Consider the following 20,415-nt stretch of genomic DNA (forward strand, 5'->3'; position numbering starts at 1 on the left):
CTAGTGGTCGGTGCCCTTGCCGATGAACAGTTCCGCGAAGGTCGACGCGGCGGCGGGGGAGCCCAGGACGCGGCGCAGCCGGGCGGTGGCCGCGCCCGCCCGGAAGGCGTCGCCGGACGACGGCCCGTGCAGCAGTTCCGCCAGCCACTGTGAGAACTCCTGGTAGTGCCAGACACGGCGCAGACAGGCGTCCGAGTACCCGCGCAGTCCGCGGTCGTCGCCCTTGTCGAGGTAGGCGATGAGGGCGTCGGCGAGGAGCAGGGAGTCGTGCAGGGCGAGATTCATGCCCTTCGCGGCGATGGGCGCGACGAGGTGCGCGGCGTCACCGGCGAGATGGAGACGGCCGTACGTCATCGGCTCGGTGACGTAGCTGTGCATGTCGAGCACACGCTTCTCGATCAGCGGACCCTCGGTGAGCGGCCGGGAGCCGGGCGCCGCGAGGCGGGTGTGCAGCTCGGACCAGACCCGCTCGTCGGGCCAGTTCGCCGGATCGTCGCCGACCGGGACCTCCAGGTAGTAGCGGGTGACCTCGGGGCTGCGCGCCATGTGCCCGGCGAAGCCGCGGGGGTGCACGCCGAGGACGACGCAGTCGGACGACGGGGGCGCCTCCGCGAGCAGCGCCAGCCAGCCGACACCGTGGTCGTGCCGGGCGACGGTGGCGTGCTCCGCGGGGATCGCGGTCCGCGTGACGCCCCGCGCGCCGTCGCAGCCGGCGACGAACTCGCAGGGGAGAAGGTGGCGTTCACCGGTCTCGGCATCCGTGTACGACACCGAGGGCCGGTCGCCGTCGAGGTCGTGCAGTTCGACGTCGCGCACCCCGAAGCGGATGTCGCCGCCCCGGACGTCCGCGTACTCCCGCACCAGATCCGTCACGAGCAGCGGCTGCGGATACACGTAGTGGTGGTGCCCGGTGATCTCCGTGTACGGGAACCGCTGTCGCCCACCATCGAAGCGGAACTCGAACTCCGTGTGCACCGGCGCCCGTTCCACGATCCCGTCGGCCAGCCCGCGCCGCTCCAGCGCCCGTACCGCCCACTCCTCGAGGAACCCGGCCCTCGGCCGCCGCTCGACGAACTCCCGGCTCTCGGTCTCCAGCACCACACAGTCCACGGCGGCGGCCCGCAGGAGGTTGCCGACGGTCAGCCCGGCGGGTCCGGCGCCGACGATGACGACCGGGGTGCGCCGGGCAGGGCCGGCGTCCGAGAGAGCGGTGGGGGTGGTCACTCGTGCATTATGCCGGGTGCGGTGCGAGCGGCTTCAAGTACGGTGCACCGCAAGGGTGTTGAGGGGAGCCGGTGACCGGGGTGACGATGACGGGGTGAACCCGGCCGCCGCCGCCGGGTGAGGCGGGCCGGGGTCACAGCAGTCCGAACCGTCGCGCCCAGTCCGTGACGTCGGCCGCGGTCGCGTTGCCGCCGCACACGACGAGACCCAGTCGCGCGCCCTCGCCCACCCGCTCCAGCACCTGACGGGCCGCGGGCAGCAGGCACCCGGCGGCGGGCTCCGTCCACACCTTGGCGTGCTCGGCGAGGTCGAGGACACCCTGGACCGCCTCGGCGTCCGGCACCACGAGGACGTCCTCGACGAGCGCGGAGACATGGTCGTAGGTGAGCCGGGACGCGGAGGGGGCGCTGAGCGTGGTGACGATCGAGGAGAGCGGGACCGTCACGGGACCGCCAGCCGCCAGTGCCTGCGCCATGGCCGTGGCGCCGACGGTCTCCACGCCCCAGACACGGATGTCCGGGCGCAGGGTCTTGAACGCGGTCGCGACACCGGAGACGAGCCCGCCACCACCGATACTCACCAGCACGTCGGTGAGAGCACCGCCGCCCTCACTGTCCCGGGTGTCTTCGGCGAACTCCAGGCCGACCGTGCCCTGACCGGCGATCACCACCGGGTCGTCGAACGGGTGGACGAGGGTGAGACCCTCCGAGCGCAGCCGGTCGGTGAGGGCGAACGCCTCGGCCATGCCGTCGGTGAGGCGCAGCGTCGCACCGGCCGCCTCGACGAGGTCGGCGGCGCGCCTGGGCGCGGTCCGGGACATCACGACCGTCGCCTTGATGTGCAGCGCGGCCGCCATGTGCGCCAGCGCGATGCCGTGATTCCCGCCGCTGACCGCCACGACCCCGGCCGCCCGCTCGCCGTCCGTCAACGTCAGCAACTTCGCCACCGCACCACGGGCCTTGAACGAACCGGTCCGCTGCAACAACTCCAACTTCGCGACGACCGGCACACCCAGCAGCGCGGACAGCCCCGGGCTCGGGACCGTGGGCGTCCGCACGACATGCCCGGCGATCTTCTCGGCCGCCTCCCGGATCTCGGCCATCTGGATCAACGCATCCACCCCGCTCCGCACGATTCTCGATGACGCCCGAATCCCGGACGCCTCCCCCTCGACCTTGATCGACCGCCGCCCCTGAGGTCAAGCGGACTTCCCTCGCCTTCGCCGCGCCGGGCGACCCCGGGCGCGCTACTTGCCGAGCAGGTCATGGAAGAGAGCCATGACGATCACCCCCACGGCGATCGCCGCCCCGACGCCGGGATCGCGATGGGCGACGTAGGCGGTGAGCGCGCCCACCACCAGCAGTACGAGCATGCGGGTACTGATCTCGTTCATCACGGCCTCCGACGGTGACGTGTCCTGCTGATCAGCGTCGACCGTGTCGCTCCCGCACCAACGAATCCTGATGAACATCCACAACTTCGCACAGGTGCTGACAGAACAAGGCAAGACCCGCATCATGAGAGGCGGATGACGTCTGACAGTTTCTGACAGCGCGGGGGAGTCGCCCATGTCACGCTGGAAGGCTCCCGAGCTGCCTGAAGGCCCCCTGCGTGAACTGAACCGGGCCCTCCACGCGCTCCACGGCCGCGCCGGGTGGCCGTCCTCCCGGGACCTGCAGAAGGCCGTCGGAGGGCAGGGCGTCGTCAGTTACACGACGATCCATCAGGCCCTGACCAAGCCGGTTCTCCCACGCTGGGGAGTGGTCGAGCTCCTGGTGGAGGAGCTGACGAAGCTCGCCGGCGCGCGACGCCGCCCCACCGACACCGTGGAGCACTTCAAGGAGCTGTACGACCGCGCGTACGGGGATCCCCGCTCCGAGAGCACCGACGCGAACGAGACGAGCGGGCCGACGGCTCAGCCGGACAGACATGGTGGCGGCGCCCGGCTGGAGCGTGTCACGGCCGAACTGCGAAGGCGTATCACCGACGGCGGCTACCCGCTGGGCTCCCTGCTCCCGCCCCAGCGCCTCTTGGCCGGCGAGCTCGAAGTCTCACGCGACACTCTGGGGCGGGCGCTCCGGGAGCTCCGGGACGAGGGATGGATCGATCTGCGGCAGGGCAGCGGATCTCGCGTGATCAGGGGTGTCCGGAGCCACTCGCCGACGGGCGTCGAGCAGGGGCGCGGTCCGGTCGCACTGGGCCCCGTCATCGTCGAGGCCTTCGAACAACGGAAAGTGACCCTCGATGTCTTCACCCTGACGTCGGAGTCCCTGTCCGCACACATCCGGTTGCAGGCGGAGCGCATCTACGCCGGGCAGATAGCCCCCCAGAGCATCACCCTGCGGGTGCTGGTGCCCAGTGAGTCGCTCGACTTTCCCTACTGGCGCTCGACGGACGCGGCGGACGACGCCGCTTTGAAGGAACGTGGCCTCGACATCACACGGCGCCACCTCACTCAGCTGCACAGCACGCTGAGTGATCTGTTCACTTCCAGGCTCGTTCCCTCCGTGCGCTTCACCTTCCATCGGGTCTCTTTGGTGCCGTCGTTCAAGCTGTACCTGATCAACGACGTGGCAGCCCTGCACGGCTTCTACGAGGTCGTCCAGCGCCCCCTCGCCCTGAACGGAGAGATGATCAACGTCACGGACGTGCTGAGCTCGGGGGCCGCGCTCACGCACCACGTCAAGGACGACGACCCCGACTCGCCGGGATCGAGGTTCGTGGAGCACGCGCGGCGATGGTTCGAATCCGTCTGGCAGCGGCTCGCCCGCCCCGATACCCACTGAGCCGTGCTGCGACCGGCGACGACGGCTGCTACCGACTCGGACCGGCGGAGTCAGCCCTCGTGCGCGGCGAGTACGCAGAACTCGTTGCCCTCCGGATCCATCAGCACTGCCCACGGCTCGTCACCCTGGCCCACGTCCGCGTGGCGGGCGCCGAGCGCCAGGAGCCGGGCGACCTCCGCCCCCTGGTCGTCGGGGCGGAAGTCCAGGTGGAGACGGTTCTTGACGGTTTTGGCCTCGGGGACCCGTACGAAGAGCAGCCCCGGAAGACGGTCCGGGGCCGGCCGGATCTCGTACTCCTCGGACGAGTCGTCGACGACGACCCAGTCGAGGGCCTTCGCCCACCAACGGCCCAGGACCTCGGGCTGAGCCGAGTCCACCACGATCTGTTCCCACTCCAGGGTCATGCGGCGAGGGTAGGGAAGACTTGCCCTGCAAGCCGTGAGTGACACAGAGAGGTGGACGATGACGACGCGCCCGATCACCGCCGCAGTGGACGGCACGCCCGAGAGCCTCGCCGCGCTGGCGTGGGCCGGCCGGGAGGCCGTACGCCGGGGCCTGGCGCTACGGGTGGTGCACGCCTGGCGGTGGGAGCCGCACGAGGCGGTCACCGTGGACCGGGACGGGCAGGAGCGGTGGGCCCGGGAAACGCTCGCCGAAGCGGCACGCGGCGTGGCGGAACGCCACCCGGAGCTGGAGATCACGACGGAGCCGGTGGAGGGTTCGCCGGTCGAGTCGCTGGTCGGCGCCGCCGGTGACGCCGAGGCACTGGTGCTCGGCTCGCGTGGACACGGCGCGGTCGTCGGCTTCCTGCTGGGCTCCGTCGGACAGCAGGTGATCGTCGAGTCGCCGCGTCCCGTCGTGCTGGTCCGCGCCGGGGACAGCCCGTCCGGTGAGGCCGCCGGACGCGAGATCGTCGTGGGGCAGGAGGGCGCGCCGGAGGACAGCGCCGACGTGCTGCGGTTCGCGTTCGAGACGGCGGCGGCCCGTGGGGCGTCCCTGCGCGCGGTCCGGGCCTGGACGCTGCCGCCGCTGTACGCCTACAGCCCCGGCTCGCTCAAGCTCCTCGACGAGGCCGGCGGCATGGAGCCGTTCGAGGAGAAGGCGCTGGCCGCCGCGCTGGAGCCGTGGCGGCGGCGGTTCCCCGAGGTGTCGGTGACCCCGCACGTGGAGATCGGCAGCGCGGGGCAGGTGCTGCTGTCCGTGGCCGAGCGGGCGCAGCTGATGGTCGTCGGGCGCCGCGCCCGCCGTACGGCCGTCGGCGCCCGGATCGGCTCGGTGGCCCATGGCGTCCTGCACCACGCGCACTGCCCGGTGGCCGTGGTCCCGCACGCATGAGCGGAAGCCGGGGGCTCACATCGGGGTGACGTCGTCGGCCGGAGTCGGCAGCAGCGCCAGCGCCTTGGGCAGGACGTTGTCGATGTAGTCCCGCACCGCCGTGTCCAGGCCGATGTCGTGCTGCGCCCGCTCGGACAGGTACCAGCGGTGTTCGAGGAGCTGGTGGTAGATCTCCGCCGGGTCCATCGAGCCGCGCAGTGCGAGCGGGACGGTCCGTACGGTCGGCCGGAACACCTCCCGCACCCAGCGGTGGGCCAGCACCTCGGGGCGGGCGCCATGGGGGTCCCCCCAGCTCGAGCGGAGCCGAGAGCCTGGGGGAGGGTCGCCCGGGGCGTAGTCGTCCTGGGTGGCCATCCAGCTCTCCAGGTCGTTCAGGAGCCGCCGGGCCTGGTTCTCCTCGGTGTCCAGACCGGTCAGCCGCAGCAACTGCCGCTGGTGGTGCCCGGCGTCCACGACCTTGGGCACGAACGTCACCGAGTCGCCGTTGTCGGCGTGCTCGATCTGCATCTCGGCGACGTCGAAACCGAGGTCGTTGAGACGCCGGATCCGGCGCTCGATGTAGTGGTACTTCCCGGCCGGGTACACCGACCGGCGTGTCAGCTCGTCCCACAGCCCGTGGTAGCGCGAACAGATCTCGTTGCCGAAGTCGATCGGGTCCACCGAGGGGTGCAGCGCCCCGGACGCCTCCAGGTCCAGCAACTCGCCACTGATGTTCACGCGGGCGAGATCGAGGTCGTAGTCGCGTTGCCCGCCGCTGAGTTGAGGGTGCAGATCACCCGTCTCGGCGTCCACCAGATACGCGGCGTAGGCGCCCGCGTCCCGTCGGAACAGCGTGTTGGACAGCGAGCAGTCGCCCCACGCGAAGCCGGCCAGATGCAGCCGCACCAGAAGGACGGCGAGGGCGTCCATCAGACGGTGCATGGTGGCCGGACGCATGGTCGTCTCGAACATCGAGCGGTACGGCATCGAGCCGCCCAGATGACGGGTGATCAGTACGGACTCCAGCGGTTCACCGGAGTCGTCGAGGCGGCCGGTGACCACACCGAGGGCGTCCACGGCGGGGATGCCGAGCCGGTCGAGGTCGCGCAGCAGTTCGTACTCGCGCAGGGCGGGCCGCTCGGCGAGTTCCTTCACGGCGACGACCTCGTCGCCGGCACGGGCGTAGCGCACGACGTGGCGGGAGATGCCCCGGGGGAGCGGCACGAGGTGGTGCTCGGGCCACTCCTCCAGCGGCACATGCCACGGCAGTTCCAGCAGCAGCGCGGGGTGTTCCGGGTTGGTGGCGCTGATCTGCAGTGCCATGGGTCCTCTGCCTTCGTCTCACGGTGGTGCGGAGTGCTCGAGGGCGGGCGGTCCCCCGCCGCTGCCTGGAGCATCTCCGCATCCGGAGGACCGTTTCGTCAACCGGCCGCCCGACCTGTGGTCGGACCCGAGGCCGGCGGATCCGTCCGCCGTCGGGCGGGCGCGCTCGTGGTTCAGGCAGGAACCGGTGCCGCCGGCTCCTCCTTAGGCCGCTTGAGCGCGGACCGCACGTTCCACGCTCCCACACCCAGGCACAGCAGCCCGGTCGCACCCGGGTACAGCCACACGCCGTTGTCCCGTTCGACGGCCGTGGTCGACGACGCGTCGTCCACATGGACGGGCACCGGCTCGGTGGGCTTCGTCGCGAACGTGGTGTCCACCTCGACCTCGGGGATGCGGAACGCGTCGTCGTCGGCCCGGAAGGACCCGCTGCACTTCCACTCGTCGTCGCCCCGGGACTCGGACACCTCGCACCGCCCGACGACGAACTGCCCCGGCACCCCCGTCAGTTGCGTCTCCAGCCGGAGCACCCCCGCTCCGAGCAGAAACGCCCCGCCGCCCAGCGCCACCACCGTGGTCAGCAGCTTTCTCGGCCCCATACGCCCCACTGACAGTCCCCCTGTTCGATTGTTCGAAGTCCGGGGCAGCGTAGTGGATCAGCGCACGAGAGGTGAGGGAATTCGGCGTCAGCGCCGGATGCGGCGGAAGACGTCGTCGGAGTCCACGTCGTCCCAGTTCGCCATCTCCTCCGACGGCGCGCGGCGGGCGGCCCGCGCGGAGGTCGCGTACATGGCCTCGATCTCGGCCTCGTACCGCTGCACGATGGTGTCCCGACGCAGCTTCATCGACGGTGTCAGCATCCCGTTGGCGAGGTCGAACGGCTCGGGCAGAATGCGGTAGACGCGGATGGACTCCGCCCGCGACACCGTGCTGTTGGCCCCGGCGATAGCGCGCAGCACCTCCTGCCTCAGCGCGTTCTCCTCCCGGGCCTCCCGGCCCAGCAGCTCGCCCGGCGCGGACAACGAGCCCCGCCAGTGCGCGAGGAACTCCGGGTCGAGCGTGATCAGGGCACCCACACACGGCCGGTTGTCGCCCACGACCACCGCCTGATGGATCAACGGATGCGTCCGCAACTGCTCCTCCAGCGGCGCCGGGGCCACGCCCTTGCCGCCGCTGGTGATGATGATCTCCTTCTTGCGCCCGGTGATCGACAGATACCCCTCGGAGTCCAGCCGCCCGATGTCTCCCGTGGCCAGCCAGCCGTCCTGGAGCGCGGCCCGGGTGCCCGCCTCGTCGTTGACATAGCCCTGGAACACCGAGGGCCCGTTGACCAGGATCTCCCCGTCCCGCGCCACCCGGATCTCCGTGCCCGGCAGCGGACGGCCCACGGTGCCGAACTTCTCCCGGCCCACCGGCTGGGCGGTGATGCCCCCGGCGGTCTCGGTGAGGCCGTACCCGTCGTGGATGAGGATGCCGATGCCGGCGTAGAAGAGCGTCAGGTCGCGGTTGAGGGGGGAGCCGCCGGAACAGCCGCCGCGCACCCGGCCGCCGAGGGCCGCGCGCAGCTTGCGGTACACCGTCTTCTCGTAGAAGGCGTGTTGGAGCTTCAGGTCCATGGCCGGGCCGGAGCCCGTGTTCAGCCGCTGCCGCTCGACGGCGAGGGCGTAGTCCTGGGCGGTGCGCACCGCGCGCTCGAACAACGGGCCCCGCCCGGCCTGTTGGGCCTTGCGCAGGAAGTTCTTGTAGATCTTCTCGAAGACATAGGGGACGCCGAAGAGGTAGGTCGGCCGGAACGACAGCAGCGCGGCGGACAGGGCCTCCTCCGTCGGCTCCGGCTCGTGTGCGAGGAGCAGCCCGCCGCGCAGACACATGCCCTGGATCATGAGGCCGTAGACGTGCGAGAACGGCAGGAACGCGAGGATCGCCGGCTGTTCACCGGGCGCGGCGGCGGTGTGCCGCCAGCCCGTGAGCAGGACGTCGCACGGGCTGGCGAGGCTGCGGTGGGAGAGCGCGCAGCCCCGGGGCCTGCCGGTCGTGCCGGACGTGTACGCGATCACCGCGGTCGAGTCCGGCATGACGATACGGCGCAGCGAGTCCACCGTCGCGTCGGGCACGTCCTGCCCCGCCTCGACGAGGCGGGGCAGCGACTCGGCGTCCAACTGCCAGACGTGCCGCAGCCGGGGGAGCTTGGCGCACACCGAACCGACCGTCATCACGCCCATCTCGTTCTCGACCACGACGCCCACACAGACCGCGTCCCGCAGGATCCACTCGATCTGGTCGCGCGACGACGTCGGACAGACCGGCACGATCTCGGCGCCCACGGTCCACAGGGCGACGGCGAGCACCGTCCACTCGTAACGGGTCCGCGCCATCACGGCCACCCGGTTGCCCGGCTGGATCCCGGAGGCGATCAACCCCTTGGCCAGTGCGACCACTTCGTCCCGTGACTCGGCCGCGCTCACCCGCGTCCAGGTGCCGGGGGAGGCGGCGTCGCGGCGCGCCAGTTGCGGCAGCGCGGGATCCCGGTGCGCCGTTTCGAAGAGCGAATCGGCCAGCCCTCCGGCCATGAACGGGTTCGTCGGTGGAGCGATGCCGAAGTTGCTCATGCGACGCTCAGAACCTTCCCTGCACGCGACCTCGCCGATGGTGCGGTAACCGGCGGGTGATCGAACGTAGCGTACGGCGCCGACGCCCGCGCGGGGAATCCGCAAGTCGACGCCCGAGCGGAATCCGCACCTCGACCCTCGCGGGAACCGGCGAGCCGCCGGTACATATCCGCTCAGTGAGCGGTGGACGTGATGTGCGGCACGTGGGGGACCCCTTTCGTGAGCCTCTCGTGGGAATCGTCGCTGCACACGGCTTGATCACCTCTGACCGGCGGTAATGCCTTCGACCCGGTACGTCCGACGGGTGTGGCACTGTGGTGCGCGCGAACGCGGGAGGTGTCCCGCCGATGTGGAGAGGTGGACGGTGCGCGAGCCCAACGTGATCGGGGACTGGCAGGAGTACGACGGCGAGCTGGCCGGCCTGCGCGTGCGCGTCCACGGCGTGGAGTGCGCGGAACCCCCACGGGGACGCGACGACGCCGCCGAGGGCCTGACCTACTTTCGGTTCCGGGTGACGGTGGAGAACCGGGGCGCCGAACAGGTCGGCCTCCATCTGGAGGACGGCCAGCTCGACATCCGCACCGGGCCCGACGGGGAGAGCGCCTTCCTCGACTGGCGCAACTCCCGGTTCATCGAGGGCTTCGACCTCTACCCCCTGCGCCGCGCCACCGCCGTCCTGTACGCCGCCGCGCCCGAGGCCCACCTCACCCAGTTGGACATCCAGGTGCAGCTCCGCGCCGACGAGGAGTGGACCGAGCGGTATCTGTGGTCCGGCGGCATCGACGTCGACGAGGACCTCCTCGACCCGGCGGGCGGCGCGGGCCGGGAGGGCATCGCCGGGCAGATCAGCGCGTTCCTGCACGAGGAGGCGGAGCGGGGCGCGGCGGGCTGAGCGTGCCGAGGTGCGCTCCACGCCTGCCGCGCCGGGCTGAGCGCGGAGCGGTAGGCGCCCCCGGACCACAGCGGGCCGAGCAGCGAGGTGCGGCTCACCCGGTCCCGGCGGGTGTGCGGTCGCGGTCGCGGGTCACCAGCCGCTTCAGCAGCGGCCAGGCCAGCAGCACCGCGACGATCACGTACACCGTCACCGCGAACGGCGTGTTCACCAGACCCGAGACACTGCCGTCGCTGATCTGCAGGGCCCGTCGCAGTTGTCGCTCGGCGTTGGGGCCGAGGATGACGCCGATGACGGCGGGCAGCACCGGCAGGCCGTAGCGGCGCATACCGAACCCGATCAAGCCGATGACCAGCAGGATCACCAGGTCGATCACCTCGCCGCCGACCGCGTACGCGCCGAACGCCGCGAAGAAGAGGATCCCCGCGTAGAGATACGGCCTCGGGATGCGCAGCAACTTCGCCCACAGCGGGGCCAGGGGCAGGTTGAGCGCCAGCAGCAGCACCATGCCGACGAAGAGCGAGGCGATCAGGCCCCACACCAGGTCGGGCTCGCGTTCGAAGAGCAGGGGGCCCGGCTGGATGCCGTACTGCTGGAAGGCGGCCAGCATGACCGCCGCGACCGCAGTGGTGGGCAGGCCGAGGGTGAGCATGGAGACGAGGGTGCCCGCCGCCGAGGCCGATGCCGCCGATTCCGGGCCCGCGACGCCCTCGATGGCGCCCTTGCCCCACTCCTCCTTGTGCTTCGACAGCCGCTTCTCGGTGACGTACGACAGGAACGTGGGGATCTCGGCGCCGCCCGCCGGGATCGCTCCGAACGGGAAGCCGATGAACGGGCCCCGCACCCATGACTTCCAGGTCCGCTTCACATCGCTGCGCCCGAGCCACGGCCTGCCCACCGGGATCGGCTCCGCCGGCCGGCGCCGCAGATGGGCGGCGACCCACAGGGCCTCGCCGATGGCGAAGAGACCGACCGCGACGATCACCACGTCGACGCCGTCGGCGAGCTGGAGGGACCCGAAGGTCAGGCGCTGCTGGCCCGTCATCTGGTCCAGGCCCACCAGGCCGATCGTCAGACCGATCAGCAGGGAGGCGAGCCCTCGGACGCGGGACGAGCCGAGGACGGACGTCACGGCGATGAACGCCAGGACCATGATCGCGAAGTAGTCCGGGGCGCCGATGTCCACGGCCAGCTCCGCGACCGTCGGGGCGAGCGCCACCAGCAGGATCGTGCCGACCATGCCGCCTGCGAAGTGCCCGATGGCGGCGGCCGCCAGGGCCTGCGCGCCGCGCCCCGACTTCGCCATCGGGTTGCCCTCCATGGCCGCGACCACGGCGGCGCTCTCACCGGGGGTGTTGAGGAGGATCGAGGTGGTGGAACCGCCGAACATCGCGCCGTAGTAGATGCCCGCGAACATGATGAACGCGCCGACGGGGTTCAGCCCGTACGTCACCGGCAGCAGCAGCGCGACCGCCATCGCCGGGCCGATACCGGGCAGCACACCGATCGCCGTGCCCAGCAGGACGCCTATCGCGGCCCACAGCATGTTGATCGGGGTCAGGGCCGTACCGAAACCGTCGAGGAGTGAGGTGAGGGCGTCCATGTCACAGCACCTCCATCAGCGGACCGCCGGGCAGCGGCACCCCGAGCAGGTTGTTGAAGACCGCGTAGGTGACCAGGGAGATGACGGCGGCGATGAGCGGATCACGGTCGAGGCGACGACTGCCGAGCGCGAAGGCCGCACCCCAGAAGAGCAGGGCCCCCGCTATGGGGAAGCCGAGCGGTTCGATCAGGACGGCCGCGCCCAGGAACACCCCGGTGAGCAGGAGCACCGTGCGCCAGTCGGCGGGCTCGGACAGGTCGATGTCCTCCCCGGTCTCCGCCTGGCCCCGGCCGCCGCGCAGCACGTCCACGGCGAGCAGGGCGGCGACCAGCAGCAGGCCGGCGCCGACCACGATCGGCACCGTCCTCGGGCTCACGGGACCACGCTGAGCGATGTCGACGTCCATCGTGAGCGCGTCGGTCAGGACCAGGACGCCGAGCGCCATCAGCAGCACGCAGACGCCGAGCTCGGAGTGGTCGCGCAACCAGGAGCGGCGCTCGGCGGAGGGCGCCGGGGGAGTGCCGGTGGTGTCCGTGTCCGTCGTCACAGGCCCAGCTCCTTCAGCACCGACACCACGCGCCGGTCCTGGGCGTCCAGGAACGCGCCGAACTCGTCGCCGGTGAGGAAGGCGTCGTCCCAGCCGTTCTGCTTCATCGACTGCTGCCACTCCTTCGAGCCGTGCAGCTCCTCGATCAGCCGGGTGAGCTTGTCCCGCTCGGCCTCGGTGAGCCCGGGGGGCGCGACGATGCCGCGCCAGTTGGTGAAGTTCACGTCGTAACCCGCCTCCTGGAGGGTCGGCGCGTCCAGCCCGTCGACCCGCTCCGGGCCGGTCACCGCGAGCAGCCGCAGCTCGCCCGCCCTGATCTGGTCCAGGTACTCGCCGACCCCGGAGACCCCGAAGGCGACCTTGTCGCCCAGGATCGAGGCGAGCAGCTCACCGCCGCCGTCGAAGGGGATGTAGTTGACGTCCTTCGGCGAGATCCCCGCGGCCTCGGCCATCAGCATCGGCGCCAGATGGTCGGGCCCGCCCGGCGCCGACCCACCGCCCACCGGCAGTTTGCCCGGGTCCTCCTTCCACGCCCCGACGAGCTGGTCGATCGTCTTGTACGGCGAGTCCTTGGCGACCACCACGACGTCCTGCTCCTCGGTGAGGCGGGCGATCGGCGTGGTGTCGGCCAGGGTCTTCGGCGCGTCGTTGGAGCGGACGGCGCCCACGACGCCGAGCCCCATCGACATCGCGAGCTTGCCGTTGCCGTGCTCGCTCACCAGCCGGCTCAGACCGACCGTGCCGCCGGCGCCCGGCAGGTTGAAGACCTCGATGTTGTGGGTGAGCCCGGCGTCCTCGGCGTTCTTCGCGGCCGTCCGGGCCGTGATGTCGTAACCGCCACCGGGCGTGTTCGGCACCATGAAGCGCAGGCCCGGGATCTGGGTGCCCGCCCCGGTGCCGCTGCCGGTGGTCAGCAGCGGCGGTCCCACCAGCAGCAGCACGGCGGCCCCGAGCAGGGCGAGGGGAGTGCGCAGTCGCACGAATGCCACCACCTGTCGGTCGGGTCGAGGGGTTCGAGGGGGGAAGGGTGACCTGGGACACATCGTGCCCACGAGGGGCGGGCCTGCCGCACTTGCGGAAGCAACGGAGGTTGTGGTCGTTGTGGTCACGGGCCCTGTCACCTTATGGGCACGTCCCCCACACGTCTCTTTTCCTGACCGGACCCGGGCGCCATGATTGTGCGACCCACCGCACAAGCCGGCGCCTGAGCCGCCCGACGTAGTGTCGGCACGAGAGAAGAGTCCGTCGTGGTGTTCCGTCGCCATACCCTCGCAGGCGAGATGCTGGTCCTCCAGCTCGCCATCGTCGTGGTGGTGCTGCTGGCGGTCGCTGCGGTCTCGCTCACCCAGTCCGCCGCGACCTTCAACCGGGTCGAGGGCCGCCGGGTCACCGCGCTCGCCGAGCAGCTCGCCGCCAATCCCCTCATCCGCGACCGGCTCGCCCGGCCCGTGGCGCCCGAAGCGCTGGCACCCCTGGTGAACTCCACCCAGACCCAGTCGGGAGTGACCTCGGTCACGGTCGCCGACGCCGACGGCCGGATCGTCAGCTCCACCGACCCCACCGCGATCGGCGACGCGCTGCCGAGGGGCGAGGGCGCCGAGGCGGGACGCGGCTGGTCCGGCGCGCTCACCCTGGACGGCAACCGCGAACTCGTTGCCCAGGTCCCCGTGCTCGGCGCCACGACCGACGACAACCTCGGCCGCCTCCTGGGCACGGTGATGATCGGCGAGGCCTCCCCGACCGTGTGGCAGCGCCTCAGCGGAGCCTCCTCCTACCTCCTCGCCTACCTCGGCATCGCCAGCGGCCTCGGCCTCGTCGGCTCCTGGCTGCTGGCCCGGCGCGTCAAACGGCAGACCCTCGGCCTGGAGCCCCAGGAGATCGCCGGCCTCGCCGAACACCGCGAGGCCATGCTGTACGGCATCGCCGAGGGCGTGATCGCCCTGGACCCGCACCACCGGCTCACCCTCGTCAACGAGATGGGGCGACGCCTGCTCGACCTCCCCGAGGACTGCGTCGGCAAGAGCCTCGCCGACCTCGGCATCGAGGGACGGCTGCGGGACGTCCTGGTGGGAGCGGCGCAGGAAGAGGGGTCCGACAAGCGCGACGAGGTCGTCATACGCCGGGGCCGGGTCCTGGTCATGAACCGGATGACCGTCACCAAGGACGGCCGCCACCTCGGTTCGGTCACCACCCTGCGGGACCGCACCGAGCTGTCCCGCCTGGAACGCGAGATCGGCTCCTTCCGCAGCTCCTCCGAACTGCTGCGCGCCCAGGCCCACGAGTTCGCCAACCAGCTGCACACCATCTCCGGTCTCATCCAGATCGGCGAGCAGGACGAGGTCGTCCACTACATCCGCGCGCTGAGCCGGCACCGCCACTCCCTCGACGTCACCCTCAGCCGCCGCGTCCGCGACACCGCCGTGGCCGCCCTGCTGACGGCGAAGACGTCCCTGGCCGCCGAACGCCGGGTCACCCTGCGGATCTCGGACGACACCGCGCTCGACCGGCTCGCCCCGGAGGACGCCGCCGACGTGGCGACCGTGGTCGGCAACCTCGTCGACAACGCGGTGGACGCGGCCGCCACCACGACCGCGCCCGACGGCAACGAGCCCTGGAGCCCCGCCGCCGGCCGGGAGGCCTGGGTCGAGGTGGAACTGCGCCAGGACGCCTCCAGCGTGGAGATCGTCGTGCGTGACTCGGGCCCCGGAGTGGCCCCCGAACTCGCCCGTGAGGTCTTCTCCCACGGTTTCACCACCAAGGCCGCGCGGGAAGGCGAACGCGGGATCGGCCTGGCCCTCACCCGCCTCGTCTGCGAACGGCACGGCGGTGAGATCTCGGTGACCAACACCCCCGACGGGGCCATGTTCACCGCCCGCATGACCGTCAGCCACCTCGCCGACGCGGTGGCGGAAGGAGCGACACCATGACCGGCACGAGCAGACCGTCCGGTACCTGCAGCCCGCCCGGCACGATCGACGTGCTCGTGGTCGACGACGACTTCATGGTGGCCCGGGTCCACCGCACCTTCGTCGAACGCGTCGAGCCGTTCCGCGTCGTCGGGGTCGCCAGCACCGGCGAACAGGCGGTCGCGGCGGTCGACGAGCTGCGCCCCGACCTGGTCCTGCTGGACCTCTACCTTCCCGACGGCTTCGGCCTCGACGTCATACCCCGGCTGCGCACCGCCGGCCATGACTGCGACGTCATGGTCATCAGCGCGGCGCGGGAGGCTGACAGCGTGCGCGGCGCGGTCCGCCACGGTGTCGTCGACTACCTCCTCAAGCCCTTCGAGTTCGAGGAGCTGCAATCCCGGCTGCAGCGGTACGCCGCCCAGCGCGGCCGGCTGCTCACCACCGTCGTACGCGGCCAGGCCGACGTCGACCGCGTCCTCGCCGGAGCCGCCGCGCCCGCCTCCACGGCCGGGGCCCTGCCCAAGGGCATGAGCGTCGAGACCGCCGAGCTGATCGAGGGCACTCTCCGCGGCGCCGACGGCACCCTCTCCGCCACCGAGTGCGCCACCCTCACCGGCATCTCCCGGGTCAGCGCCCGCCGCTACCTGGAGTACTTCCACAGCACCGGCAGCGCGGACGTGTCCCTGCGCTACGGGGTGGCGGGGCGGCCCGAGCGCCGCTACAGCTGGCGGGTGTGAGGAGGGCGAGGAGGGCCGCTACGGCCGGCGGGTGGGGGGAAGACCGCGTCGTGCCCGCTCGGTCGGTACGCGTTCCAGGACGCCTCCGGCGAAGACGTCGTACAGCGGGAGCGTCTCCAGGTGGACGTAGCCGATGTGGCAGTCGCAGACGGCCAGCGGGCAGGGGCGCGGAGCGAGCGCCGCGCGGAAGGAACCGTCGTAGAGGTTGCCGAGTTCGGCCCTGACGAAGTGGCAGCGCCGTACCGTGCCCTCGCCGTCCACCGACACGACCGTCGAACCGGTCCGGCACGCGCGGCCCGCCGAGCGGTGCGGATGCCGGCTGAAGGGGAACAGCGGGTCCACCTCGCTCCACACCGCCGCCTCCTCGTCGGTGTACGTGTGCCCGTCGGCCGCGTTCACCCACAGGTACACCTGCTCCGGAAGCGCCCCGCGCAGCCGGCGGGCGTGCTCCAGATGCTCGGGAAGCCCGACGATCCCCACACTGAAGCGGATCCCCATCGCGGCCAGCCGTCGCGTCTTGCCCAGGAACCGTTCGTACGGGGTCTGTCCGGGGTGGTACGTGCACCACAGCGCCAGCGTGTCGGGATCCGCCTGCGCCAGCCACTCCGTGCGGCAGCTCAGGTTCGTCTGGATCGCCACCCGGTCGATGTGCGGCTCGTGCGAGAGGTCGACCAGAGCCCGCCGGTACCAGGAGCGCACCAGCCCCTCGCCCCACGGTGTGAAGAGCACCGAGAGCCGGTCCTCGGTCCCCGCCCGCGCCCACGTGGTGAAACGGTCCAGGGCCGCGCGGTCGGCCCGCAACTGCTCCGTCGAGTCGCGGCGCTTGGCGAACGGGCAGTAGGGGCAGTCGTAGTCACAGGAGGCGAGCGGGCCCCGGTAGAGGAGCGTCAGGTCCATGGGTGCCGTCACTTCGCCTCGTAGGCGGCCATCGCGGCCCGCACGGCGGGGGAGAAGAAGCAGGGACCGATGGCGTCCGAGTGGGCCAGCCCCTCGGCGGACAGCCTCAGCAGCCCGTCGCCCGACTCCACCAGCCAGCCGCGCGAGGCCAACCGCTCCAGTTCCTCGGGGAAGTCCGCGTACGGGTCCGACCCGAACCGCCGCCGGTAGTCCGCCACCGGCAGCCCCCGCGCCTGGAGCAGCGACTGCAGCAGATGGCGGCGTCGCGCCTCGTCCTCGTCGACCTCGCGGCCGTGCACGGCCCGGCCGAAGTCCTCCGTGGCGGTGTAGTCGTCGATGATGCCCCGGATCTCCCGCATGTCGACCGCGTAGTCGAAGGAGTAGTGCAACGTCGAGGTGTACGAACGGGCGCCGCAGCCGAGCCCGATCATGCCGTCGGTCTGGCAGGCGTAGTCGTCGGGGCCCTGCGGCGGAGCGTCCGCGCGGCGGAACATCCGCATGGACACCTGCTCGTAGCCCCGCGCCAGCAGATGGTCCCGGCCCTCGCGGTAGCGACGCAGCCGTGCCTCGTCCCAGTCACGGTCCGCGACCGCCGGGTCGGCGTGGCGGCCCAGCCCCGTCAACGGCCGTACGTACAGCGGATAGAGGTAGATCTCCTCGGGCCGCCAGGCGAGGGCCGCGTCCAGGGACAGCCGCCAGGTCGCCGCCGTCTGGCCGTCGATGCCGTAGATCAGGTCGATGTTGAGGACCGGTACACCGGTGTCGCGGACGCGTGACAGCGCCGCCTCCACGTCGGACCGCCGCTGCGGTCGTACCGCCGCACGTGCCTCCGCCTCCACGAAGCTCTGCACGCCCAGGCTCAGCCGTGTGGTGCCCCGCTCGGCCAGGACGGTCAGCCGGTCGGCCGTCGCCGTGGCGGGCGAGGCCTCCACCGACAACGGGATGACCCGCAGGTCGGCGCCCATGTGCCGCTCGGCGATGTCGCACAGCCGCTCCAGTTCGGCGGCCTCCAGATAGGTGGGCGTCCCCCCGCCGAACGCGGCGTTCGCGAACCGCACCGGCTCGGCGTCCCCGAGCGCCTCCCGCACGGCGACCGCCTGCCGTTCGAGAGCGTCGAGATAGCGGCCGGTCAGCCCGTCGGGCGCGCCGATCCGGGTGAAGAGGTTGCAGAAGCCGCAGCGGACCTCACAGAACGGTATGTGCGCGTACAGCGAGAGTGCCTGCCTGGACTCCCCGGCCCACAGGTCCCCCAGGAGCGGGCTGTCGGGCAGCTTCCGGTAGGCCGTCTTGTGCGGGTAGGCGTAGACGTAGTGCTGGTAGGGCCGCGGCGGCGGGTGAGCGGTGCCGGCGGTGGCGGCTGCGGTGGTCATACGGACGGCTCCAGGAAGAAGTGGCTGTAGGGGACGGTCCACACGGCTTCGTGGCCGAGACGGTGCCCGGTGTACCCGTCCTCGCCGTACGTGGTCCCGTGGTCGGAGCAGACGACGGCGAAGCAGCGGCGGCGCGAGCTCATCGCGGTGAAGAGCCGTCCGACGTGCCGGTCGATGTACTCCAGGGCCGCCGCGTGCGTGATCAGGCTGTCGCCGGCCTCGCGGGTGGCGCCCGGCAGGTGGAACCAGTTGGGCTGGTGCAGCGCCGAGGCATTGAGGAACAGGAACAGCCGCTGCTGGGCGGGCAGTTCGGCCACGATCTGCTCGGCGCGGGCCACCTGGGACTCGAAGGAGGTCGGTGACGCCACGGAGAACTCCGGCTCCCAGTGGCTCTCCTGGAACAGGCCCGGAAGGACGCTGCCGAGCGCGCCCTGTCTGTTGAAGAACCCGACGCCGCCGACGCACACCGTGCGATAGCCGCGTTCCGCGAGCGCTGACACCAGGTCGGGGCTGTCGAAGACGAAGGTGCGCCCGGCGGTGGTCTCACTGCCGGCGAACCGGCCGGCGAAGAGCCGGGGGTGCGGTCCCGGGGCCGCCGGGGTCGGCAGGAAGCCCGCGAACATCGCCTGGTGCGAGGCGTAGGTGAAGCTCCCCGGTGCGTGCCGCTTCTCCCAGGTGCCGCCCGGCAGACGGGCGGTCAGGTTCGGCAGCCGGCCCTCCGCCGCGAGCCGCACGGCCACGTCGTACCGCAGGGTGTCGAGGGTGAGCAGCAACAGGTCGTCACGGCCCACGACCTCGTTCATGTCGGGCTCCAGGCCTCCCGACGAAGACCGCCGGGCCGCGTCGGTCGGGTCGGCACGGTCGCCTGGGTCGGCCGGATCGGCCGGGTCGGTCGGGTCGGTCGGGCCGCCTGGGTCGGTCGGAATGGCCGGGTCGTCCGGGTCGGTCGGGTCGCCCGGGTCGGCACGGGCGTCCGGGGCGTCCGGGGCGGCCGGGGCCGTCGGTTCGGTGGGGTCAGAAGGGTGCATGGTCTTTCCTTGCCGAGGGGCGGTGCGAGGGGGTCCGGAGCAGTGCGCTCCGTGCCGCCGCGAGCTGCGCCGCGTAGGTGTCCAGGCCCTCCGCCGGGCCGCCCGGCAGACCGGTCAGCCGGGGCAGCAGATCGCCGAACGCGTTGACCTCACCGACGGCGAACCGGCGCCAGCCGATCGCCGGCAGCAGGTCCACTCCGACACAGAGCGTGCCCGGGAAGCAGGCGGCGGCCCGCTCGCAGATGTCTAGCGCCTGCCGCCAGCGGTCGACGCCCGCCGCGTCCACGACCGCCCCCAGGTCGCCCCGCACCCCGCCGAGATGGAGATTGGTCAGGGGGAAACGGCTGGTGCGCACGACCGCGTGCGTGGCCCGGCCCGCCACGACCAGGACCCGCAGATCGGCGGATCTGCCGTGCGCGGACGCCTTCGGCAGCCAGCGCTCGATGTGCAGACCGTCGACGGCGAGGGCGTCGACGATGCAGGCGATCTCCCGCTCGTCCGTGTAGCGCCGGACCCGCAGGGAGTTGTGCAGCCGCGGCGGGGTGCGCAGCCGGCCGTCGGCGGCCACCTCCACCGAGGTGGTGGCCCTGATCCGCCCGCCCGTCGACGTCTCGACGGCCAGCACACCGGACGCTGAGGACCCGTGGGCCGGCTTCACGAAGACACGCGGCATGCCGTGGTCCCGCATCGCCGCCCGTACGTCGACCCAGCCGCGCACCGGGCGCACCCGGCCCGAGGTGGGTGACGGCGGCACGGGGACCCCCGCCGCATCGAGCCGGGCATGGCACAGACGCTTGTCGAACAGCACCGCCAGATCAGCCGGATCGTCCAGCCGCACCCCGCCCCGCAACGACCCCACAGCGTCCAGGAGACGGGCGTACCAGGTTCCCGACCCCTCCACCCGCGTCGGGTCGTCGACGTCCCGCAGCAGCCGGTCCACCTCGGCGTTCTCGCCCGGCGAGTCCAGCCGTACGACCTCGTCGTCGGCGAAATCGTGGCCGCCGTCGCGCAGCACGTCCCGCCACTCCACGACCCGGGGCGTGCCGAGGCCGGCCGCCTCGGCCGCCGCGACGAACAGCCCGACCCGCCGGTTCTCCCCGTTCCCGACGACCACCCACCTGTGCGGTCCGGGCCCCGCACCCACCGCACCGGTCCAACCGGGCATACCGACCCCCC

General features: G+C 71.8%; 19 protein-coding genes. 5 read left to right on the top strand and 14 right to left on the bottom strand.

Features of this window, described 5'->3' with window-relative positions; all coding sequences use genetic code 11:
* From ACFY9I_RS19330 to ACFY9I_RS19340, 3 genes are all read right to left on the bottom strand, one after another.
* Positions 1–1,224: a 4-hydroxybenzoate 3-monooxygenase gene (locus ACFY9I_RS19330; protein WP_391003079.1), complete on the bottom strand. Its 1,224-nt coding sequence runs from the start codon at positions 1,222–1,224 to the stop codon at positions 1–3.
* 133 nt (positions 1,225–1,357) lie between these two features.
* On the bottom strand, positions 1,358–2,326 hold the full coding sequence (locus tag ACFY9I_RS19335; protein ID WP_391003210.1) for a pyridoxal-phosphate dependent enzyme: 969 nt from the start codon (positions 2,324–2,326) through the stop codon (positions 1,358–1,360).
* A gap of 144 nt (positions 2,327–2,470) precedes the next feature.
* Entirely contained in the window at positions 2,471–2,617 is a 147-nt protein-coding gene (locus ACFY9I_RS19340; RefSeq protein WP_391003081.1) for a hypothetical protein, read from the bottom strand.
* A gap of 175 nt (positions 2,618–2,792) precedes the next feature.
* Here ACFY9I_RS19340 and ACFY9I_RS19345 point away from each other — a divergent pair, with 175 nt between their 5' ends.
* On the top strand, positions 2,793–4,010 hold the full coding sequence (locus ACFY9I_RS19345; protein WP_391003083.1) for a GntR family transcriptional regulator: 1,218 nt from the start codon (positions 2,793–2,795) through the stop codon (positions 4,008–4,010).
* Positions 4,011–4,060: 50 nt separating this feature from the next.
* On the opposite strand, the gene ACFY9I_RS19350 is transcribed toward ACFY9I_RS19345, so the two are convergent.
* On the bottom strand, positions 4,061–4,414 hold the full coding sequence (locus ACFY9I_RS19350; RefSeq protein WP_391003085.1) for a VOC family protein: 354 nt from the start codon (positions 4,412–4,414) through the stop codon (positions 4,061–4,063).
* Between the two features lie 58 nt (positions 4,415–4,472).
* Here ACFY9I_RS19350 and ACFY9I_RS19355 point away from each other — a divergent pair, with 58 nt between their 5' ends.
* Positions 4,473–5,345 carry a universal stress protein gene (locus ACFY9I_RS19355; protein WP_391003087.1) on the top strand — a complete coding sequence of 291 codons (873 nt, stop codon included), beginning with the start codon at positions 4,473–4,475 and terminating at the stop codon, positions 5,343–5,345.
* A 15-nt stretch (positions 5,346–5,360) separates the two neighbouring features.
* Here ACFY9I_RS19355 and ACFY9I_RS19360 read toward each other — a convergent pair whose 3' ends face one another.
* The 3 genes from ACFY9I_RS19360 to ACFY9I_RS19370 form a co-directional block, all read right to left on the bottom strand.
* Complete coding sequence (locus tag ACFY9I_RS19360; protein ID WP_391003089.1) at positions 5,361–6,647, bottom strand: DUF4032 domain-containing protein; 1,287 nt, start codon at positions 6,645–6,647, stop codon at positions 5,361–5,363.
* Positions 6,648–6,820: 173 nt separating this feature from the next.
* Entirely contained in the window at positions 6,821–7,246 is a 426-nt protein-coding gene (locus ACFY9I_RS19365) for a hypothetical protein (protein ID WP_391003091.1), read from the bottom strand.
* A gap of 87 nt (positions 7,247–7,333) precedes the next feature.
* Complete coding sequence (locus ACFY9I_RS19370) at positions 7,334–9,256, bottom strand: AMP-binding protein (RefSeq protein WP_391003093.1); 1,923 nt, start codon at positions 9,254–9,256, stop codon at positions 7,334–7,336.
* A gap of 364 nt (positions 9,257–9,620) precedes the next feature.
* Between ACFY9I_RS19370 and ACFY9I_RS19375 the strand changes: the two genes are divergently transcribed.
* On the top strand, positions 9,621–10,148 hold the full coding sequence (locus tag ACFY9I_RS19375; protein WP_391003095.1) for a hypothetical protein: 528 nt from the start codon (positions 9,621–9,623) through the stop codon (positions 10,146–10,148).
* A 94-nt stretch (positions 10,149–10,242) separates the two neighbouring features.
* Here the strand turns inward: ACFY9I_RS19375 and ACFY9I_RS19380 are convergent, their stop codons facing one another.
* From ACFY9I_RS19380 to ACFY9I_RS19390, 3 genes are read right to left on the bottom strand one after another with little or no spacing between them, the layout of a single operon-like run.
* Positions 10,243–11,751, bottom strand: coding sequence for a tripartite tricarboxylate transporter permease (locus ACFY9I_RS19380; protein WP_391003096.1), 1,509 nt, complete (start codon positions 11,749–11,751; stop codon positions 10,243–10,245).
* A gap of 1 nt (position 11,752) precedes the next feature.
* Positions 11,753–12,298 carry a tripartite tricarboxylate transporter TctB family protein gene (locus ACFY9I_RS19385; protein ID WP_391003098.1) on the bottom strand — a complete coding sequence of 182 codons (546 nt, stop codon included), beginning with the start codon at positions 12,296–12,298 and terminating at the stop codon, positions 11,753–11,755.
* On the bottom strand, positions 12,295–13,278 hold the full coding sequence (locus ACFY9I_RS19390) for a tripartite tricarboxylate transporter substrate-binding protein (RefSeq protein ID WP_391003100.1): 984 nt from the start codon (positions 13,276–13,278) through the stop codon (positions 12,295–12,297). The genes ACFY9I_RS19385 and ACFY9I_RS19390 overlap by 4 nt, the downstream gene beginning before the upstream one ends.
* Positions 13,279–13,578: 300 nt before the next feature.
* Here ACFY9I_RS19390 and ACFY9I_RS19395 point away from each other — a divergent pair, with 300 nt between their 5' ends.
* Together ACFY9I_RS19395 and ACFY9I_RS19400 are read left to right on the top strand one after the other, a co-directional pair.
* Positions 13,579–15,225, top strand: coding sequence for an ATP-binding protein (locus ACFY9I_RS19395; protein ID WP_391003101.1), 1,647 nt, complete (start codon positions 13,579–13,581; stop codon positions 15,223–15,225).
* Positions 15,222–15,944 (top strand): response regulator, encoded by a 723-nt coding sequence (locus ACFY9I_RS19400; RefSeq protein ID WP_391003103.1) that lies wholly within the window; start codon positions 15,222–15,224, stop codon positions 15,942–15,944. The genes ACFY9I_RS19395 and ACFY9I_RS19400 overlap by 4 nt, the downstream gene beginning before the upstream one ends.
* Before the next feature lie 18 nt (positions 15,945–15,962).
* Here ACFY9I_RS19400 and ACFY9I_RS19405 read toward each other — a convergent pair whose 3' ends face one another.
* The 4 genes from ACFY9I_RS19405 to ACFY9I_RS19420 all read right to left on the bottom strand — a co-directional run bounded on the left by ACFY9I_RS19405 (position 15,963) and on the right by ACFY9I_RS19420 (position 20,404).
* Positions 15,963–16,841: an STM4011 family radical SAM protein gene (locus ACFY9I_RS19405; RefSeq protein ID WP_391003105.1), complete on the bottom strand. Its 879-nt coding sequence runs from the start codon at positions 16,839–16,841 to the stop codon at positions 15,963–15,965.
* 8 nt (positions 16,842–16,849) lie between these two features.
* Positions 16,850–18,211 (bottom strand): STM4012 family radical SAM protein, encoded by a 1,362-nt coding sequence (locus ACFY9I_RS19410; protein ID WP_391003107.1) that lies wholly within the window; start codon positions 18,209–18,211, stop codon positions 16,850–16,852.
* Positions 18,208–19,014: an STM4013/SEN3800 family hydrolase gene (locus tag ACFY9I_RS19415; RefSeq protein ID WP_391003212.1), complete on the bottom strand. Its 807-nt coding sequence runs from the start codon at positions 19,012–19,014 to the stop codon at positions 18,208–18,210. Before ACFY9I_RS19415 ends, ACFY9I_RS19410 begins: the two co-directional genes overlap by 4 nt.
* A gap of 211 nt (positions 19,015–19,225) precedes the next feature.
* Positions 19,226–20,404, bottom strand: coding sequence for an STM4014 family protein (locus ACFY9I_RS19420; RefSeq protein WP_391003109.1), 1,179 nt, complete (start codon positions 20,402–20,404; stop codon positions 19,226–19,228).
* Positions 20,405–20,415 lie beyond the last annotated feature (11 nt).

The organism is Streptomyces sp. NPDC012510, assembly GCF_042955065.1.
Classification (GTDB): Bacteria; Actinomycetota; Actinomycetes; order Streptomycetales; family Streptomycetaceae; genus Streptomyces.

What these genes read in the sequence shown, in the direction of transcription:
- ACFY9I_RS19335 (WP_391003210.1), bottom strand. Translation starts at nt 2,326, where the DNA reads ATGGCCGAGATCCGGGAGGCGGCCGAGAAGATCGCCGGGCATGTCGTG.
- ACFY9I_RS19340 (WP_391003081.1), bottom strand. Translation starts at nt 2,617, where the DNA reads ATGAACGAGATCAGTACCCGCATGCTCGTACTGCTGGTGGTGGGCGCG.
- ACFY9I_RS19345 (WP_391003083.1), top strand. Translation starts at nt 2,793, where the DNA reads ATGTCACGCTGGAAGGCTCCCGAGCTGCCTGAAGGCCCCCTGCGTGAA.
- ACFY9I_RS19350 (WP_391003085.1), bottom strand. Translation starts at nt 4,414, where the DNA reads ATGACCCTGGAGTGGGAACAGATCGTGGTGGACTCGGCTCAGCCCGAG.
- ACFY9I_RS19355 (WP_391003087.1), top strand. Translation starts at nt 4,473, where the DNA reads ATGACGACGCGCCCGATCACCGCCGCAGTGGACGGCACGCCCGAGAGC.
- ACFY9I_RS19360 (WP_391003089.1), bottom strand. Translation starts at nt 6,647, where the DNA reads ATGGCACTGCAGATCAGCGCCACCAACCCGGAACACCCCGCGCTGCTG.
- ACFY9I_RS19365 (WP_391003091.1), bottom strand. Translation starts at nt 7,246, where the DNA reads ATGGGGCCGAGAAAGCTGCTGACCACGGTGGTGGCGCTGGGCGGCGGG.
- ACFY9I_RS19370 (WP_391003093.1), bottom strand. Translation starts at nt 9,256, where the DNA reads ATGAGCAACTTCGGCATCGCTCCACCGACGAACCCGTTCATGGCCGGA.
- ACFY9I_RS19380 (WP_391003096.1), bottom strand. Translation starts at nt 11,751, where the DNA reads ATGGACGCCCTCACCTCACTCCTCGACGGTTTCGGTACGGCCCTGACC.
- ACFY9I_RS19395 (WP_391003101.1), top strand. Translation starts at nt 13,579, where the DNA reads ATGCTGGTCCTCCAGCTCGCCATCGTCGTGGTGGTGCTGCTGGCGGTC.
- ACFY9I_RS19400 (WP_391003103.1), top strand. Translation starts at nt 15,222, where the DNA reads ATGACCGGCACGAGCAGACCGTCCGGTACCTGCAGCCCGCCCGGCACG.
- ACFY9I_RS19405 (WP_391003105.1), bottom strand. Translation starts at nt 16,841, where the DNA reads ATGGACCTGACGCTCCTCTACCGGGGCCCGCTCGCCTCCTGTGACTAC.
- ACFY9I_RS19410 (WP_391003107.1), bottom strand. Translation starts at nt 18,211, where the DNA reads ATGACCACCGCAGCCGCCACCGCCGGCACCGCTCACCCGCCGCCGCGG.
- ACFY9I_RS19415 (WP_391003212.1), bottom strand. Translation starts at nt 19,014, where the DNA reads ATGAACGAGGTCGTGGGCCGTGACGACCTGTTGCTGCTCACCCTCGAC.
- ACFY9I_RS19420 (WP_391003109.1), bottom strand. Translation starts at nt 20,404, where the DNA reads ATGCCCGGTTGGACCGGTGCGGTGGGTGCGGGGCCCGGACCGCACAGG.